Below are 15,140 nucleotides of genomic sequence, written 5' to 3'. Positions count from 1 at the left end.
CGATGAACGCCTTACAGCGCCCCGGTCAGTTCCGGCACCGCCGTGAACAGGTCCGCCACAAGCCCGACGTCCGCCACCTGAAAAATCGGCGCGTCCTCGTCCTTGTTGATGGCGATGATGACCTTCGAATCCTTCATGCCCGCAAGGTGCTGGATCGCGCCCGAGATGCCGATGGCGAAGTAGACTTCCGGCGCAACGATCTTGCCGGTCTGGCCGACCTGGTAATCGTTGGGCACATAGCCCGCGTCGACCGCCGCGCGGCTCGCGCCGATGGCGGCGCCGAGCTTGTCGGCGAGCGGGGTAATGGTCGCCTCGAAGGTTTCCGCGTCCTTCAGCGCGCGGCCGCCCGAGACGATGATCTTGGCGCTGGTCAGTTCCGGACGCTCGCTCTTGGCGATTTCCGAGCTGACGAAGCTGCTGGTGCCCGCATCACCCGCGCCGCTGACGGCTTCGATGGTGCCCGAACCGCCTTCGCTCGCCGCCTTCTCGAAAGCGGTGCCGCGCACGGTGATCACCAGCTTGGCATCGGACGATTCGACCGTGGCGATGGCGTTGCCGGCGTAGATCGGGCGGGTGAAGGTCTTGGGCCCTTCGACCGACAGGATCTCGCTGACCTGCATCACATCGAGATGCGCGGCGACGCGCGGGGCGACGTTCTTGCCCTGCGTGGTGGCAGCCGCGAGGAAGGCGTCGTGACCCTCCATCAGCGCGGCGGCGAGCGGCGCGACGTTTTCGGCAAGGCCGTTGGCATAGGCAGCGTCATCGGCGACGTGGACCTTGCCGACGCCCGCGATCTTGGCGGCGGCTTCGGCGACCGCGCCGCAATTGTGGCCGGCGACCAGCAGGTGCACTTCGCCGAGCTTGGCGGCGGCGGTCACGACGGGAAGCGTCGCATCGGCCAGCTTGGTGTTGTCATGTTCGACGAGAACCAGAGTCTTCATGGGAATGTCCTCTCTAATGGGGCTCAGGCGATGCCGAGCGCCTTGACCTTCTCGACCAGCGCGGCGACGTCGGCGACCTTCTCGCCCGCCTGACGCACCGGCGGCTCTTCGACCTTGAGGGTCTTCAGACGCGGGGCGAGGTCGACGCCGTAATCACCGGCGGTCTTGGTCGCGAGCGGCTTCTGCTTGGCCTTCATGATGTTGGGCAGCGAGGCATAGCGCGGCTCGTTCAGACGCAGGTCGGTGGTGACGATCGCGGGGAGCGCGAGCTTGACGGTCTGGAGGCCGCCATCGACTTCGCGCTTGACGACAACGCTGTCGCCGTCGACTTCGACGGTGTTGGCAAAGGTGCCCTGTGGACGCCCCATCAGCGCGGCGAGCATCTGGCCGGTCTGGTTGCTGTCGTCGCTGATCGACTGCTTGCCGAGGATGACGAGGCCCGGGGCTTCTTCATCGGCAATCGCCTTGAGGATCTTGGCGACCGCCAGCGGCTCGACGTCCTCCTCGGTCTCGACGAGGATCGCCCGGTCGGCGCCCATGGCAAGCGCGGTGCGCAGGGTTTCCTGCGCCTTGGCCGGGCCGATGGAGACGGCGACGATCTCGGTGGCCGCGCCCTTTTCCTTCAAGCGGATGGCTTCCTCGACCGCGATCTCGTCGAACGGGTTCATGCTCATCTTGACGTTGGCGAGGTCGACGCCGGTGCCGTCGGCCTTGACCCGCGGCTTGACGTTGTAATCGATCACCCGCTTGACGGGGACGAGGATCTTCATGGGATTTGTCCTTCCTCTCAAAGAATCACGTGACGCCTGACGACGTCTTGCGCGCCCGCCTAGCTTGCGTTTACGTAAACGTCAAGCGAGGCCAGCCGCAGTCTTGGCCGGGCGGGGATGATACGCGATCAGCCTCGCCCGGGATGTGTTCGCGCGCCTCAGGCCGCCTTCTTGACCTCGGCAACGATCTTCTGCGCCGCATCGCCGAGATTGTCGGCCGGCACGATCGCGAGGCCCGAATTCGCAAGGATCGCCTTGCCTTCGGCCACGTTGGTGCCTTCGAGGCGCACCACCAGCGGAACCTGGAGGTTCACGTCCTTGGCGGCCTGCACGATCCCGTTGGCGATCACGTCGCACTTCATGATCCCGCCGAAGATGTTGACAAGGATGCCCTCGACCGCCGGGTCCTTGAGGATGATCTTGAAGGCCGCAGTGACCTTCTCGGTGGTGGCGCCGCCGCCCACGTCGAGGAAGTTGGCGGGGAAGGCACCGTTCAGCTTGATGATGTCCATCGTCGCCATCGCGAGGCCTGCGCCGTTGACCATGCAGCCGATGTTGCCATCGAGCTTGATGTAGGCAAGGTCGTATTCGGATGCTTCGACTTCCGCCGGGTCTTCCTCGGTCTCGTCGCGCAGGGCTTCGATGTCGGGGTGGCGGTAGAGAGCGTTGCCGTCAAAGCTCATCTTGGCGTCGAGCACCAAGAGCTTGCCGTCTTCGCTTTCGACCAGCGGGTTGATTTCGAGCATCTCGCAGTCCGTCGCCAGGAAGGCGTCGTAGAGCTGCTTGGCGAGGCGTTGCGCCTGCTTGTTGAGATCGCCCGTGAGCTTCAGCGCGAAGGCCACCGCGCGGCCGTGGTGCGGCTGGAAGCCCTGCGCGGGATCGACGCTGAAGGTCGTGATCAGCTCGGGCGTGTCATGCGCCACGGTCTCGATGTCCATGCCGCCCTCGGTCGAGACGACGAAGGCGACGCGGCCCGAAGCGCGGTCGACCAGCAGCGAGAGGTAGTATTCCTTGGCGATGTCGACACCGTCGGTGATGTAGAGGCGGTTGACCTGCTTGCCCGCATCCCCCGTCTGGATGGTGACCAGCGTGTTGCCGAGCATTTCCTTGGCGTGGGCTTCCACTTCCTCGAGGCTCTTGGCGAGGCGCACACCGCCCTTGGCGTCAGCCGGAAGTTCCTTGAACTTGCCCTTCCCGCGCCCGCCGGCGTGGATCTGCGCCTTCACGACATAGAGCGGCCCGGGCAGCTGCTTGGCGGCTTCGACCGCTTCTTGGGCGCTGAGCGCGGCATGGCCCGCCGGCACCGCGATCCCGTGCTTCGCCAGCAGTTCCTTGGCCTGATATTCGTGAACGTTCATTGCGTATCGATCCCTTCAATGAGTTCCTGGGGAGAGGTTCGTCCGCGGTGGGCCTAAGCACGGATCGCCCCTCTTGAAAAGTGCCTGCGGCACGGCCAACACGGAGGCCTGCCATGATTGACAGGTCGCACCTTGAAGCCATTGTCCGCGAGGCGGGCCGGATCGCCCATTCGCGCTGGCCGGGGGCGGGGCACGCGCTCGAAAGCTGGGACAAGACCCCGGGCAATCCGGTGAGCGAGGCGGACCTCGAGGTCGACCGCTTCCTGAAGCGCGAGCTCGGCCGGCTGCTCCCCGCCGCCGCCTGGCTCTCGGAGGAAACCGCCGACGACAAGACGCGCACGCAGAGCGGGCTGATCTGGCTGGTCGATCCGATCGACGGCACCCGCGATTTCGTACGCGGGCGGCCCGGCTGGGCGGTGTCGGTGGCGCTGGTGAGCGCGGGCAGGCCGCTGGTCGGGATGCTCGCCGCGCCGGCGCGGGGCGAGGAATGGGTCGCGCTTGCCGGGCAGGGCGCAACCCGCAACGGCGCGGCGATCCGGGCGAGCACCCGCACCCGGTTTGCCGGAGCCCGCGTGCCGGCCCACAATCTGCCATCGGAAGACAGCGATCTCGTGCTTGTCGACCAACCCAATTCGATCGCCCTCAGGATCGCGATGGTCGCCGCCGACGAGGCCGATCTCGTCGCCACGCTGCGCTGGGGCTTCGAATGGGACATTGCCGCAGCCACCCTCATCGCGCGCGAGGCCGGGGCCGAGGTCAGCGATGCCTTTGGCCGCCCGCTCGCCTACAACAAGCACGACCCGAGGGATTTCGGCGTGCTGGTGTGCTCGCCCGCGATCCACGCCGCGGCCGTCGAGCGGCTGGCTGAACGGGCCAAGGCGCTGCGGTAGCCTTCGGGCGGGGACAATGAAGGCCGCTGCCCGGCAAGGATAGCGAATGGGGCGGAGGCACCACGGCGCCCCCGCCCCGGCAAAAAATCAGCTCCCCGCGCGGGCCGCAGCCACGTCCTGCTGGCTGACCGGGATGATCTTGATCTCGACGCGGCGGTTGAGCGGCTCGGCCACCCCGTCGCCGGTCTTGACGCGCAGGTAATCATACTGCTCGCCGAAGCCCTTGGTCGCCATGCGCGCCCGCGCCACGCCCTTGGCGGCGAGGTAATCGGCCACCGCCTGCGCGCGCTGTTCGGACAGGCGCTGGTTGGTGGCGGGCGAGCCGGTGGTGTCGGTGAAGCCGTAAACGTCGATCAGGCTGTTGGGATACTTGATGAGCGTCTCGGCCACCGAATCCAGCGTCGAATAGAAGCCCGGGTTGATCGCCGCCGATCCGCTCGCGAAGGTCACGCCGTCGGGCAGACGCACGAGGATCGCGTCCTGATCGCCCACTTCCTCGACATCGACGCCGCTGCCCGCGGTCTGCTCCTTGAGCTCCTTGATCTGGTCGTCATACTGCTTGCCGATCACCGCGCCCGCCGAGCCGCCGATGCCTGCGCCGATGATGCGCCCGGTATCGCCGCCGATCGCGCCGCCCAGCAGATAGCCCAGCGTGCCGCCGAGCCCGGCGCCGATCGCGGTGCGCGAGAGCTTCTTCTCGCCGGTGTTGGGATCGGTGACGCAGGCGGTGGTGCCCAGCAGGGCAATCGCGGCGGTGCCCGAAAGCAGAATGCGCGAGATAGTCATGACAGGTGCCTCCCTTTGTTATCGGCCTGACGATGCCATCCCGCCCCTGTGGCGGAAAGACGTCGTCCCGATGAAGCCGCGCCGCTTTTGGGGCGCCTGGGCTTGACCGCGCTTGAACGGCCCCGTCGCCCGCCGTTCAGACAAGCCGCGCCTTGCGGGGCGCGGCGCTGTTGCAAGGCTGGCAAGCCCGCCGCTTTGTGCTAGCGCGCAGGGCGTGACACCTTTTCCCTGGTCAGACCTTGCGATCATCATCGCGCTTGTCGTTATCAACGGCGTGTTCGCCATGTCCGAACTCGCCATCGTCAGCGCCAAGACCAGCGCCCTCGAAGCCAAGGCCGAAGCCGGTTCCGCAGCGGCGCGGACCGCGATCGGGCTTGCGGCGGACCCGGGCAAGTTCCTTTCGACCGTCCAGATCGGCATCACCCTGATCGGCATCATCGCCGGCGCCTATTCGGGCGCGAGCCTGGGCGGGCCGGTGGGCGAGCGGATGGCGGCGCTGGGCCTGCCGGCCGAATATGCTGACGAGACCGGCTTTGCGGTGGTGATCGCCTTTACCACCTACCTTTCGCTGATCGTCGGCGAACTGGTGCCCAAGCAGCTTGCACTGCGCGCGGCGGTGCCGGTGTCGCTGGTGATGGCGCGGCCGATGGCCTTCATGGCCAAGGCCGCCGCACCGCTGGTGTGGCTGCTGGATTCAAGCTCGGCGGCGATCATCCGCATGTTCGGCCTGCGCGCTGGGAGCGAGGATTCGGTCACCGCCGAGGAATTGCGGATGATCTTTGCCGAAGCCACCCGATCGGGTGTGATTGAGGCCGAACAGCGCCAGATCCTGACCGGCGTGGTGCGCCTGGCCGAGCGCCCCGTGCGCGAGATGATGACCCCGCGCACCGAGGTCGACTGGATCGAGGCCGATGCCGACGCGGAGGAAATCCGCCAGACCATCGAGGAGAGCACCCATTCGCTGCTGCCGGTCGCGGAAGGCTCGCCCGATACGATCCTCGGCGTGGTCAAGGTCCGCGACGTGCTCGCCGCGCTGGTCGCCGGGCGCCCGGCCCCCTTGCGCGACATGATGCGCAAGGTCGAGGTGGTCCCCGACCAGCTCGACGCGATGGACGCACTGCGCGTGCTCCAGTCCGCCGAAGTGGCGATGGCGGTGGTGCATGACGAATATGGCCACTTCGAAGGCATCGTCACCCCTGTCGACCTGCTCACCGCGATCGTCGGCAATTTCGCCAGCGATTCGGACGATGGCGACCTGCCTTCGGTCATCGAGCGCGAGGACGGCTCGCTGCTGGTCTCGGGCTCGCTCTCGGCCGATGCGCTCGCCGACCGGCTCGGCCTCGATTACGGCGAGGACCGCGAATTCGGCACGGCGGCGGGCTATGCCCTGTCGGTGATGAAGAAGCTCCCCCACGAAGGCGAGCACTTCACCGACCAGGGCTGGCGCTTCGAGGTGGTCGACATGGACGGCCGCCGCATCGACAAGCTGCTGGTGAGCCGGGCGCGCGAGGACTGAGGGGGCGCGCGGAAGTTTACGCAGCTTCGCCCCGGGGTTTCACGCAGAGGCGCAGAGAAGAAAGGGGAGACGCGGAGGTCTTGCGCGTGCCGAAGGCACCTTCAGGATTGTCGACGTTGCGACGTGCCTCATCGCTGGAGATTGAATACGGCTTCGCCGTGATCGCAACCTCTCTGCGCCTCTGCTTCCTCTGCGCCTCTGCGTGAAACGATCTGTGGCAGAGCCGCACGGCCTCCTCCGCGTCTTTCTTCCCGCCGCGTCTCTGCGAGAAACAAACCATTTTCCTACACGCGGCGGGCGTGAAAGGGTCGCGCAATGACCCGCCCGAATCACTTCATTCGCCACACCGCAAACAGCGCGGATGGCGGGGCAGGTTTTCTGCCCCAGGACAGTGTCTCATGTGTCTCCTACACGCCCGCCGCGGCGGGGCGCAGGGGGTCAGGCGCTCGGGATGACCGTCGATGCCGACTGGCCGTCACCCTCGGGCGCGGCGACGATGTCGCGGGTCAGGCGGCCCTTGGCGACGGTGTTGGTGCCGGTGTCGCCCACCTGGCTGCGGATGCCCGGATCGGCGCGACCGGCGCGGTCGATCACGCTCGCCTCGACGCGGCTCCTCGGGGCGGGGCCGCCGAACAGCGCGTCCAGCGCCTGCTCGGAGGCGGTGCCTTCGGCCGGGCGCGGGGCGCCGGGGGCGGGCGGGGTGAGCGTGAAGTCGGGCGGCACGACCAGCGGCGCCTGGCGCTGCACGGCGAACTCGTCGGGCCGGGCGCGGTTGAACACCCCGCCATCGCCGCCGCAAGCCGCGAGCATCGCCGAAGCGCCGGCCAGCAGGATCAGGGGTGCAGTCTTACGCATCTTGGGCCTCTCCACGGGGGCTCTCCCCGGTTGCAGTGTCGCCCTTGTCGCGCACCAGCAGGCTGCGCGCAAGGATGATGACGACGCCGATGGTGATCGCGGCGTCGGCGATGTTGAAGATCAGGAAGGGTCGGAAGGCACCGATATGGAAGTCGGCATAGTCGATGACGTAGCCCAGCTCGTAACGGTCGCGGATGTTGCCGAGCGCCCCGCCGAGGATCAGCGCGAGCCCCGCGATCTCGCCCAGCAGCCGCTCGCGCATCATCCACACCAGCACGACGAGCGCGATCACCGCGGTGGCCGCGACCAGCAGCCAGCGGGTCTCCATGTTGCTCGCCTCGAACATGCCGAGCGAGACGCCGCGGTTCTCGGTGTAGGTGAGGTCGAAGAACCCGGTGAGGTCGATGTGGAGCACCTGCCGCAGGTTGAGCGGGCCGATCACGTAGGCCTTCACCGCCTGGTCGACGAGCGCGACCAGCGCGGCGATGGCGAGGCCGATCAGGCGGTTGCGGGTGATGAGGGTGCTCATGCCACCACGTCCTCGCACCGCCCGCACAGCGCGCCCTCTTCCGCCACGTCGGGCAGGAGGCGCCAGCAGCGGCCGCACTTGTGGTGGTGGCTCTTGGAGACGGTCACGACCTCGCCCTGCCCGCGGGTGACTGTCGCGGTGATGAACAGCTCGGCGAGGGCTTCGTCGGTGACCCCTTCGGGCACGGCGGCGGCGGGGACCACGACCTCGGCCTCGAGGCTCGAACGGATGGTCTTGTCGCGGCGCAGCGGCTCGATCGCCTCGTTGACCGCATCGCGCAGCACGCGCAGCTGCGCCCACTTCGCGGCATCGGCGACGACCGGGGGGATGCTCGGCCATTCGAGCAGGTGGACAGAGCCGCGCTGGCCCGCGTCATCCGCCTCGCCGTCCTCGGGATACCGCGCGAGCCACACCTCCTCCGCGGTGAACACCAGCACCGGCGCGGCGTAGCGGACGAGGGCGTGGAACAAGAGGTCGAGCACGGTGCGATAGGCGCTGCGGGTGACCGAGTCCGGCCCGTCGCAATAGAGGCTGTCCTTGCGGATATCGAAGAAGAAGGCGCTCAAGTCCTCGTTGCAGAAATCGACCAGCAGGCGGGTGTAGGCGTTGAAGTCGTAGGCCTCCGCCGCCGCCTTCAATTTGCCGTCGAGCTCCGAAAGCAGCGCGAGGATGTAGACCTCGAGCTCCGGCAGCTCGCCTGCATCGCTCATGTCGCCCACGAAGCCATCGAGCGCGCCCAAGAGGTAGCGGAAGGTGTTGCGCAGCTTGCGATACTGGTCGCCCACACCTTTCAGGATCTCGTCGCCGATGCGGTGATCCTCGGTGAAGTCGACGCTCAATGCCCACAGCCGGATGATGTCCGCGCCGTAGGTTTCCATCACCTTCAGCGGGTCGATGGTGTTGCCCTCGCTCTTCGACATCTTGCGGCCCTTGGCGTCCATCGTGAAGCCGTGGGTGAGGATCTGGTCGTAGGGCGCGCGGCCGCGGGTGGCGCAGGATTGCAGCAGCGAGGACTGGAACCAGCCGCGATGCTGGTCCGAGCCTTCGAGGTAGAGGTCGGCGGGCCATTGGAGGTCCGGCCAGCGCCCGCTCTCGAGCACAAAGGCATGGGTGCAGCCAGAATCGAACCACACGTCGAGAATGTCGGTGACCATCTCGAATTCTGCCGGGTCGTAATCGGGGCCGAGGAACTCCGATTTGTTGGCGCTGTTCCACGCGTCCATGCCTTCCGCGTTCACGGCGGCGACGATGCGGGCGTTGACCGCCGCGTTTTGCAGATACGATCCGTCGGCCCGCACGAACAGCGTGATCGGCACGCCCCACGCGCGCTGGCGGGAGAGCACCCAGTCGGGCCGCCCCTCGACCATCGCGCCGATGCGGTTGCGGCCCTTTTCGGGGAAGAACTTCACGCGCTGGATTTCGGCCGTGGCGCGCTCGCGCAGGGTCGAATGGTCGTAGCTCACGAAAGGCGCGACCGCCCCGCCGAAGGGGCCGGTGGGCACGACCTCGAAATCGCCGGTGTCGAGCGGCTTGTCCATCGGCACGAACCACTGCGGGGTACAGCGGAAGATGACCTTGGCCTTCGAGCGCCACGAGTGCGGGTAGGAGTGCGCGTAGTCCGCGCTCGCCGCGAGCAGCGCGCCCGCTTCGCGCAGGTCGGAGCAGATCGGGCCGTCGGGCGCGTTGAACTTGGGGTTGATGACGCTCATGCGCCGCTCGTCGGCAGCGCCGAGCCAGCCCCAGTCGTCGCGGTAGCGCCCGTCGTCCATCACCGCGAAGACGGGGTTGATGCCGTGCGCCTTGCACAGGTCGAAGTCGTCCTCGCCGTGGTCGGGCGCCATGTGGACAAGGCCCGTGCCGCTGTCGGTGGTGACGAAGTCGCCTGGCAGCAGCGGGCGCGGGGCGGCATAGAACCCGCCCAATGCGTGCATCGGGTGGCGGGCGAGGGTGCCGGCGAGGTCGGAGCCCTTGAACCGCTTCACGGGGCTGAGGGAGAACATCTGCGGGTCGCAATCGCGACGCAAGCGATGGGTCGTTGCTTCGAAAAGCTCCGAAGCGACGACGTATCTTGCGCCTTCACGCAGATTCAGGCCGATCGGATCATCGTTGTAATTGAGCAGGCAGTCGAAAAGCACATACTCAACCTCCGACCCATAGGCCAAAGCCTGGTTCACCGGGATCGTCCACGGCGTCGTCGTCCAGATCACCGCGTGGGCGCCGACCAGCTCGGGGATCGGGCTCTCGATGAGTTCGAAGGCCACGTCGATCTGGGTCGAGGTGATGTCCTCGTATTCGACCTCCGCTTCGGCCAGCGCGGTCTGCTCCACGGGCGACCACATCACCGGCTTCGAGCCGCGGTAGAGGTTCCCCGCCTCGGCGAGCTTCAGGAGCTCGGCGACGATCACCGCCTCGCTCTCCTTCTGCATGGTGAGGTAGGGGTGGTCCCAATCGGCCATGATGCCGAGACGCTTCAGCTGCGAGCGCTGCACGTCGACCCAGTGCTGCGCATAGGCACGGCATTCGTCGCGGAAGGCCTTCACCGCCGCCTCGTCACGCCCCGCACCGGTGAGCACGGGCTTGGCCTTCTTCTCCTTGCGGTACTGCTCCTCGACCTTCCATTCGATGGGGAGGCCGTGGCAGTCCCAGCCGGGCACGTAAGGCGCATCGCGGCCCAGCAGGTTCTGGGTGCGGCAGACCATGTCCTTGAGGATGTGGTTCAGCGCGTGGCCGATATGCATGTCGCCATTGGCGTAGGGCGGGCCATCGTGGAAGATGAACTTCTCCCGGCCCTTCCGGCTCTTGCGCAGGGCATCGTAGAGCCCGATCTGCTCCCAGCGCGCGGCAATGCCCGGCTCCTTCTGCGGAAGGCCGGCCTTCATGGGGAAATCGGTCTTCGGCAGGAAGACGGTGTCCCGAAAGTCTTTCGCTTCTTTGGCGCTTGCTGCGGTGTCGTCGCTCATGGTGCGCGGGGCCTTAGCGGGCGGGCGGGCTTTGCGCAATTTGTCTTGGGCGGGTGGGGTTCGCGCCTTCGCGTGAACCAATTCAGCCGAGCAACCGCCGCGCCTCGGCGCAATCCCTGTCCATCTGCTCGATCAGCGCGTCGAGGGAATCGAACTTCGCCTCGCCGCGCAGGTAGTGGTGGAAGGCCACCTCGATCTCCTGCCCGTAGAGGTCGCCCTTGAAGTCGAAGAAGTAGGGTTCCAGCAGTTCCTTGGGCGGCTCGAACTGCGGGCGGATGCCGATGTTGGCGGCACCCTTCAGCACCTCGCCGGTCGCGAGGATGCGGCCCGTCACGGCGTAGATGCCGTATTTGGGGCGCAGGTAATTCTCCACCCCGAGGTTCGCCGTGGGGTAGCCGATGGTGCGCCCGCGCTTGTCGCCATGCTCGACGATGCCGCGGATCGCGAAGGGCCGGGTGAGCAGGCGCGCGGCATCCTGCGGGTCGCCGTCGCGCAGGGCCTGCCGGATGCGGCTGGAGGACACCACCTCGCCCCCTTCCGCCACCGCCTCCACCACCCGCGATTGCAGGCCCAGTTCCCCGCCGAGGGTGCGCAGCAGATCGACATTGCCCTTGGCACCCTTGCCGAAGGTGAAGTCGCCCCCCGTCACCACCCCGTGCGCGCCGAAACGCTCGATGAGGATGCGAGCGATGAAATCCTCCGCGCTCGTCCCGGCGAGGTCCGCATCGAAGTGGAACACCAGCATCGCCGTCGCCCCGGCGGCGAGGTAAAGCTCCTGCCGCTGTTCGAGCGTGGTCAGCTTGAAAGGCGCCAGATCGGGCTTGAAGAAGCTCACCGGATGGGGATCGAAGGTCGCGATGATCGAGGGGCGGCCGAGGCCTTGCGCCCAGGCGATCGCCTCGCCCGCGACCGCCTGGTGCCCGCGGTGGAACCCGTCGAAATTGCCGAGCGCGATGATCGCGCCCCGCAGCGCGGCGGGCATCGCCTCGCGGTGATCGAGCCAGCGCATCAGTCGGCTTTCCGATAGGTGAGGAAGGAGAAGGCGGGATAGGCGCCGTCTGCCGCATGATCCTCGCGCGCGGTCTCGTGCCACTCGGGACCGAGCGGGGGCATGAAGGTGTCGCCGTCGTAATCGGCGTGGATCTGGGTCAGTTCCACTCTGTCGGCGCGCGGCAGGAAGGCCTCGAACACCGCCGCACCGCCGATGATGGCGATGGTTTCGGCATCAGCGAGCGCGAGCGCCTCGTCAAGCGTTGCCGCAGTCTCGGCCCCCTCGGCCCGCCATCCGGCATCGCGGGTGAGGACGATGTGGCGCCGCCCGGGGAGCAGCCCCGGCAGGCTGTCGAAGGTCTTGCGGCCCATGATCATCGGCAGGCCCCCACCCCCTTCACCGAGCGTCAGCGCCTTGAAATGCCTGAGGTCCGCCGGCAGCCGCCACGGCAGGTCGCCATCCCTGCCGATCGCGCCATTGGCGGCGCGCGCATAGATCAGCACAATCTCTCGGTTCATTTCACCGCGTGCCCGACGCGGGTGACGTGGCCCATCTTGCGCCCCTCGCGCGCCTCGCGCTTGCCGTAGAGGTGGAGGTGCGGCTCGCCCGGCTCGGCGAGGATCTTGTGCGCCTCCAGCGCCTCCTCGCCGACGATGTTGCGCATCTCGATCGCCTCGAAGCGGGTCTTGGTGCCCCCCAGCGGCAGGCCGCAGATCGCGCGGATGTGGTTTTCGAACTGGCTGGTGGCCGCGCCCTCGATGGTCCAGTGGCCCGAATTGTGGACCCGCGGCGCCATCTCGTTGAAGATGGGGCCCTCACGGGTGGCGAAAAATTCGAGCGTCAGCACCCCGACATAGCCCAGTGCGTCCGCGACCTTGCGGGCGAGCTCGCGCGCGGCGGGCACCTGCGCCTCGACCAGCGCGCCCGCAGGCAGCACCGAGCGCGCGAGCATCCCGCCCTCGTGGAGGTTGGCGGTCGAATCCCAGAACCTGACCGTCCCGTCACGCCCGCGGACCAGGATCACCGAGAATTCGGTCTCGTAGGTGACGAAGCCTTCGTAGATGCAGGTCACGCCGGGGAAGGCGAGCGCGCCGGCCTCCACCCCCGAGCGCACGCGCCACTGGCCCTTGCCGTCATATCCGTCGCGCGCGGTCTTGAGGATGCCGGGGGTGCCGACGCGGCGGATCGCCGCGGCCAGCTCGTCTGCGCTTTCGACTGCCGCATAAGGCGCAGGGCTGCCGCCGAGCCCGGCCGCAAAGGCCTTTTCGCGCAGCCGGTCCTGCGCCACTTCGAGCGCGCGCGGCGGGCAGGCGAGCAACCTTTCGGGCAGTGCGGCGACGGCGGCGAGGGGCACGTTCTCGAACTCCCAGGTCACCACGTCGCAGGCATCGGCAAAGCGGGCGAGCGCGGCGGCATCGTCCCAGGCGGCGGTGATGAAGTCCGAACAGGCATCGGCCGCGACATTGTCGCCCTCGGGCGCGTAGCCGACCACCTTGTAGCCCAGTTGCAGTGCAGCGACCGCCATCATCCGGCCAAGCTGGCCGCCGCCCAGAATCCCGATGGTGGAGCCTGCGGGGAGCATCAGAATCCCGGTTCCTTGGCAGGCACCTCGGCCACATCCGCGCTTTTTGCGGCGCGCCAATCCTGCAAGCGTTCGGACAGCGCTTCGTCGGAGAGCGCGAGGATCGCGGCTGCCAGCAGCCCCGCGTTCTTCGCCCCTGCCTCGCCGATCGCCAGCGTGCCCACGGGAATGCCGCCCGGCATCTGGACGATGGAGAGCAGGCTATCGAGCCCCGAGAGCGCCTTGGACTGCACCGGCACGCCGAGCACCGGCAGATGCGTCATGCTTGCGATCATGCCCGGCAGATGCGCCGCGCCCCCTGCGCCGGCGATGATGACCGAGAAGCCCTCGCCCTCGGCGCCCTTGGCGAAAGCCACCATTCTGTCAGGAGTGCGGTGCGCCGAGGTGATGCGCGCCTCGTAAGGCACCTCAAGCTCGTCCAGCACCTCGGCGGCGCACTTCATGGTCGGCCAGTCGGACTGGCTGCCCATCACGATCGCGACCTTGCCCCCGGTGGCTTCCATCAGGCGTCCTTCAGATAATAGCGCTCACCCACCGGAGCGCCGCCTTCGAATTCGTAGATGATCGGCTGGCCGGTGGGAATTTCGAGATCGGTGATGTCCGCATCCGAAATCCCCGACAGGTGTTTGACCAGCGCGCGCAGGGAATTGCCGTGGGCGGCGATGATCACCGTCTCCCCGCCCGCGAGCCTGGGCAGGATCGCGCTTTCCCAATAGGGCAGGACGCGTTCAATGGTCAGCTTGAGGCTTTCGGTGTTCGGAATGGCGATCCCGGCATAGCGCGGGTCGGTGGCGAGATCGAACGCGCTCCCCGCTTCGAGCACCGGCGGCGGGATGTCGAAGCTGCGGCGCCAGATCTTGACCTGTTCGTCCCCGTGCTTCGCCGCGGTCTCGGCCTTGTCGAGCCCGGTGAGACCGCCATAGTGCCGCTCGTTGAGGCGCCAGTCCTTTATCTCTGGGATCCACAGGCGGCCTGCCGCCTCGAGCGCCAGATGCAGCGTCCGGATCGCGCGGGTCTGGAGGCTGGTGAAGGCATAGGTCGGCAGCACGCCCCTGTCCTTCAGCAGCTGGCCCGCCGCAGTCGCTTCGGCCACACCCTTTTCGGTGAGGTCGACATCCCACCACCCGGTGAAGCGGTTCTCGAGGTTCCACTGGCTCTGGCCGTGGCGAACGAGGATGAGTTTGGGCATTTTGTCTCCGGGGTTCCGGTGGGATCGGTGAGCAACCAGCAAGAGCGCGCGGCGTTAGCTTTCGGCGGAGGAATTGGGAAGGGGCTGCGCGCTATCCGAATCGCCAAGCGCGCGGGCTTGCGCCTTGCGCCGCCGCAGGTTTTCGCGCAACTTGGCCGCGAGGCGTTCTTCGCGTGACATATTCTTGGCGGAGCCTTCACTCATATGAAACGCCTTGCCGGTAAGTGCGGGCGCCCTCAAGTAGCAAAGCGATAGGACAACAAGGACTCTTCAAGCCTTGCGCTCATTCAGCGAAGCGATAGCGCAACAAGGACGTTGACATTGCGGGGAGGCGCGACAATAGGGCGCGCCTGTTTCCGGCGCTGCTGTAGCTCAGTGGTAGAGCGCACCCTTGGTAAGGGTGAGGTCGGGAGTTCAATCCTCCCCAGCAGCACCATTTTTCAATGGTTTGGACAAAGTCCCCCGCGCCGGTATGTAATCCGTATGGAAAACAGGGTGGGGCTTACCGCTCCGCCACTCGCGGGCTTCCTCTCGAAAACTGGTGGCTGAGGCTACCGCACAATTCCATGAAGAGGCCCTTCGACCTGACGCGCAGGGACGGGGCTGCCGATAATATGCCCCCGTTTTGGTCGTGTCCGAAACCCTTCAGCGTTGGATAGAGGAGCGACGCCGCTCATTCCAGGCATGGTTGTCGGCTTCGGCTCACGGTGACGTGACCCCCAGCTTTCCCCCAGCTTGGATTAGAGTCTGGCGGTTGTTTTGCGCATCGGCGC

The 15,140-nt window shown here is 67.1% G+C and carries 14 protein-coding genes and 1 tRNA gene; 3 read left to right on the top strand and 12 right to left on the bottom strand.

Features of this window, described 5'->3' with window-relative positions:
• Positions 1 to 11: 11 nt before the first annotated feature.
• The 3 genes from D620_RS0108110 to sucC form a co-directional block, all read right to left on the bottom strand.
• Positions 12 to 941 carry an electron transfer flavoprotein subunit alpha/FixB family protein gene (locus D620_RS0108110; RefSeq protein WP_017665299.1) on the bottom strand — a complete coding sequence of 310 codons (930 nt, stop codon included), beginning with the start codon at positions 939 to 941 and terminating at the stop codon, positions 12 to 14.
• A 23-nt stretch (positions 942 to 964) separates the two neighbouring features.
• Positions 965 to 1,711, bottom strand: a complete 747-nt coding sequence (locus D620_RS0108105; protein WP_017665298.1) for an electron transfer flavoprotein subunit beta/FixA family protein — start codon at positions 1,709 to 1,711, stop codon at positions 965 to 967.
• A gap of 158 nt (positions 1,712 to 1,869) precedes the next feature.
• Positions 1,870 to 3,069 (bottom strand): ADP-forming succinate--CoA ligase subunit beta, encoded by a 1,200-nt coding sequence (gene sucC, locus D620_RS0108100; protein WP_017665297.1) that lies wholly within the window; start codon positions 3,067 to 3,069, stop codon positions 1,870 to 1,872.
• A 113-nt stretch (positions 3,070 to 3,182) separates the two neighbouring features.
• On the opposite strand from sucC, the gene D620_RS0108095 reads away from it, so the two are divergent.
• A complete protein-coding gene (locus D620_RS0108095) occupies positions 3,183 to 3,959 on the top strand; it encodes a 3'(2'),5'-bisphosphate nucleotidase CysQ (protein WP_017665296.1) in 777 nt (258 codons plus the stop codon).
• Positions 3,960 to 4,046: 87 nt separating this feature from the next.
• Here D620_RS0108095 and D620_RS0108090 read toward each other — a convergent pair whose 3' ends face one another.
• Complete coding sequence (locus D620_RS0108090) at positions 4,047 to 4,745, bottom strand: OmpA family protein (protein WP_017665295.1); 699 nt, start codon at positions 4,743 to 4,745, stop codon at positions 4,047 to 4,049.
• A gap of 214 nt (positions 4,746 to 4,959) precedes the next feature.
• Here D620_RS0108090 and D620_RS0108085 point away from each other — a divergent pair, with 214 nt between their 5' ends.
• Positions 4,960 to 6,261, top strand: coding sequence for a hemolysin family protein (locus tag D620_RS0108085; protein ID WP_017665294.1), 1,302 nt, complete (start codon positions 4,960 to 4,962; stop codon positions 6,259 to 6,261).
• 438 nt (positions 6,262 to 6,699) lie between these two features.
• On the opposite strand, the gene D620_RS0108080 is transcribed toward D620_RS0108085, so the two are convergent.
• The 8 genes from D620_RS0108080 to gpmA all read right to left on the bottom strand — a co-directional run bounded on the left by D620_RS0108080 (position 6,700) and on the right by gpmA (position 14,367).
• A complete protein-coding gene (locus D620_RS0108080; RefSeq protein WP_017665293.1) occupies positions 6,700 to 7,116 on the bottom strand; it encodes a DUF3035 domain-containing protein in 417 nt (138 codons plus the stop codon).
• Complete coding sequence (lspA, locus tag D620_RS0108075; RefSeq protein WP_017665292.1) at positions 7,109 to 7,645, bottom strand: signal peptidase II; 537 nt, start codon at positions 7,643 to 7,645, stop codon at positions 7,109 to 7,111. Before lspA ends, D620_RS0108080 begins: the two co-directional genes overlap by 8 nt.
• Positions 7,642 to 10,605 (bottom strand): isoleucine--tRNA ligase, encoded by a 2,964-nt coding sequence (gene ileS / locus D620_RS0108070; protein WP_017665291.1) that lies wholly within the window; start codon positions 10,603 to 10,605, stop codon positions 7,642 to 7,644. Before ileS ends, lspA begins: the two co-directional genes overlap by 4 nt.
• Before the next feature lie 82 nt (positions 10,606 to 10,687).
• Positions 10,688 to 11,614: a bifunctional riboflavin kinase/FAD synthetase gene (locus tag D620_RS0108065; RefSeq protein WP_017665290.1), complete on the bottom strand. Its 927-nt coding sequence runs from the start codon at positions 11,612 to 11,614 to the stop codon at positions 10,688 to 10,690.
• On the bottom strand, positions 11,614 to 12,114 hold the full coding sequence (locus tag D620_RS0108060) for a dihydrofolate reductase (protein WP_017665289.1): 501 nt from the start codon (positions 12,112 to 12,114) through the stop codon (positions 11,614 to 11,616). Before D620_RS0108060 ends, D620_RS0108065 begins: the two co-directional genes overlap by 1 nt.
• Positions 12,111 to 13,178 carry a 5-(carboxyamino)imidazole ribonucleotide synthase gene (locus D620_RS0108055; RefSeq protein WP_017665288.1) on the bottom strand — a complete coding sequence of 356 codons (1,068 nt, stop codon included), beginning with the start codon at positions 13,176 to 13,178 and terminating at the stop codon, positions 12,111 to 12,113. The genes D620_RS0108060 and D620_RS0108055 overlap by 4 nt, the downstream gene beginning before the upstream one ends.
• Complete coding sequence (gene purE / locus D620_RS0108050; protein WP_017665287.1) at positions 13,178 to 13,681, bottom strand: 5-(carboxyamino)imidazole ribonucleotide mutase; 504 nt, start codon at positions 13,679 to 13,681, stop codon at positions 13,178 to 13,180. Before purE ends, D620_RS0108055 begins: the two co-directional genes overlap by 1 nt.
• Entirely contained in the window at positions 13,681 to 14,367 is a 687-nt protein-coding gene (gene gpmA, locus D620_RS0108045; RefSeq protein ID WP_017665286.1) for a 2,3-diphosphoglycerate-dependent phosphoglycerate mutase, read from the bottom strand. The genes purE and gpmA overlap by 1 nt, the downstream gene beginning before the upstream one ends.
• 361 nt (positions 14,368 to 14,728) lie before the next feature.
• Between gpmA and D620_RS0108035 the strand changes: the two genes are divergently transcribed.
• Positions 14,729 to 14,803: transfer RNA gene (locus D620_RS0108035), tRNA-Thr, on the top strand.
• Positions 14,804 to 15,140 lie beyond the last annotated feature (337 nt).

This window comes from Porphyrobacter sp. AAP82 (assembly GCF_000331285.1).
GTDB lineage: Bacteria > Pseudomonadota > Alphaproteobacteria > Sphingomonadales > Sphingomonadaceae > Erythrobacter.
This window is presented reverse-complemented; position numbering and strand designations above follow the sequence as displayed.

What these genes read in the sequence shown, in the direction of transcription:
- D620_RS0108095 (WP_017665296.1), top strand. Translation starts at nt 3,183, where the DNA reads ATGATTGACAGGTCGCACCTTGAAGCCATTGTCCGCGAGGCGGGCCGG.
- D620_RS0108060 (WP_017665289.1), bottom strand. Translation starts at nt 12,114, where the DNA reads ATGAACCGAGAGATTGTGCTGATCTATGCGCGCGCCGCCAATGGCGCG.
- ileS (WP_017665291.1), bottom strand. Translation starts at nt 10,605, where the DNA reads ATGAGCGACGACACCGCAGCAAGCGCCAAAGAAGCGAAAGACTTTCGG.
- purE (WP_017665287.1), bottom strand. Translation starts at nt 13,681, where the DNA reads ATGGAAGCCACCGGGGGCAAGGTCGCGATCGTGATGGGCAGCCAGTCC.
- D620_RS0108105 (WP_017665298.1), bottom strand. Translation starts at nt 1,711, where the DNA reads ATGAAGATCCTCGTCCCCGTCAAGCGGGTGATCGATTACAACGTCAAG.
- sucC (WP_017665297.1), bottom strand. Translation starts at nt 3,069, where the DNA reads ATGAACGTTCACGAATATCAGGCCAAGGAACTGCTGGCGAAGCACGGG.
- D620_RS0108110 (WP_017665299.1), bottom strand. Translation starts at nt 941, where the DNA reads ATGAAGACTCTGGTTCTCGTCGAACATGACAACACCAAGCTGGCCGAT.
- D620_RS0108090 (WP_017665295.1), bottom strand. Translation starts at nt 4,745, where the DNA reads ATGACTATCTCGCGCATTCTGCTTTCGGGCACCGCCGCGATTGCCCTG.
- D620_RS0108065 (WP_017665290.1), bottom strand. Translation starts at nt 11,614, where the DNA reads ATGCGCTGGCTCGATCACCGCGAGGCGATGCCCGCCGCGCTGCGGGGC.
- D620_RS0108080 (WP_017665293.1), bottom strand. Translation starts at nt 7,116, where the DNA reads ATGCGTAAGACTGCACCCCTGATCCTGCTGGCCGGCGCTTCGGCGATG.
- lspA (WP_017665292.1), bottom strand. Translation starts at nt 7,645, where the DNA reads ATGAGCACCCTCATCACCCGCAACCGCCTGATCGGCCTCGCCATCGCC.
- gpmA (WP_017665286.1), bottom strand. Translation starts at nt 14,367, where the DNA reads ATGCCCAAACTCATCCTCGTTCGCCACGGCCAGAGCCAGTGGAACCTC.
- D620_RS0108055 (WP_017665288.1), bottom strand. Translation starts at nt 13,178, where the DNA reads ATGCTCCCCGCAGGCTCCACCATCGGGATTCTGGGCGGCGGCCAGCTT.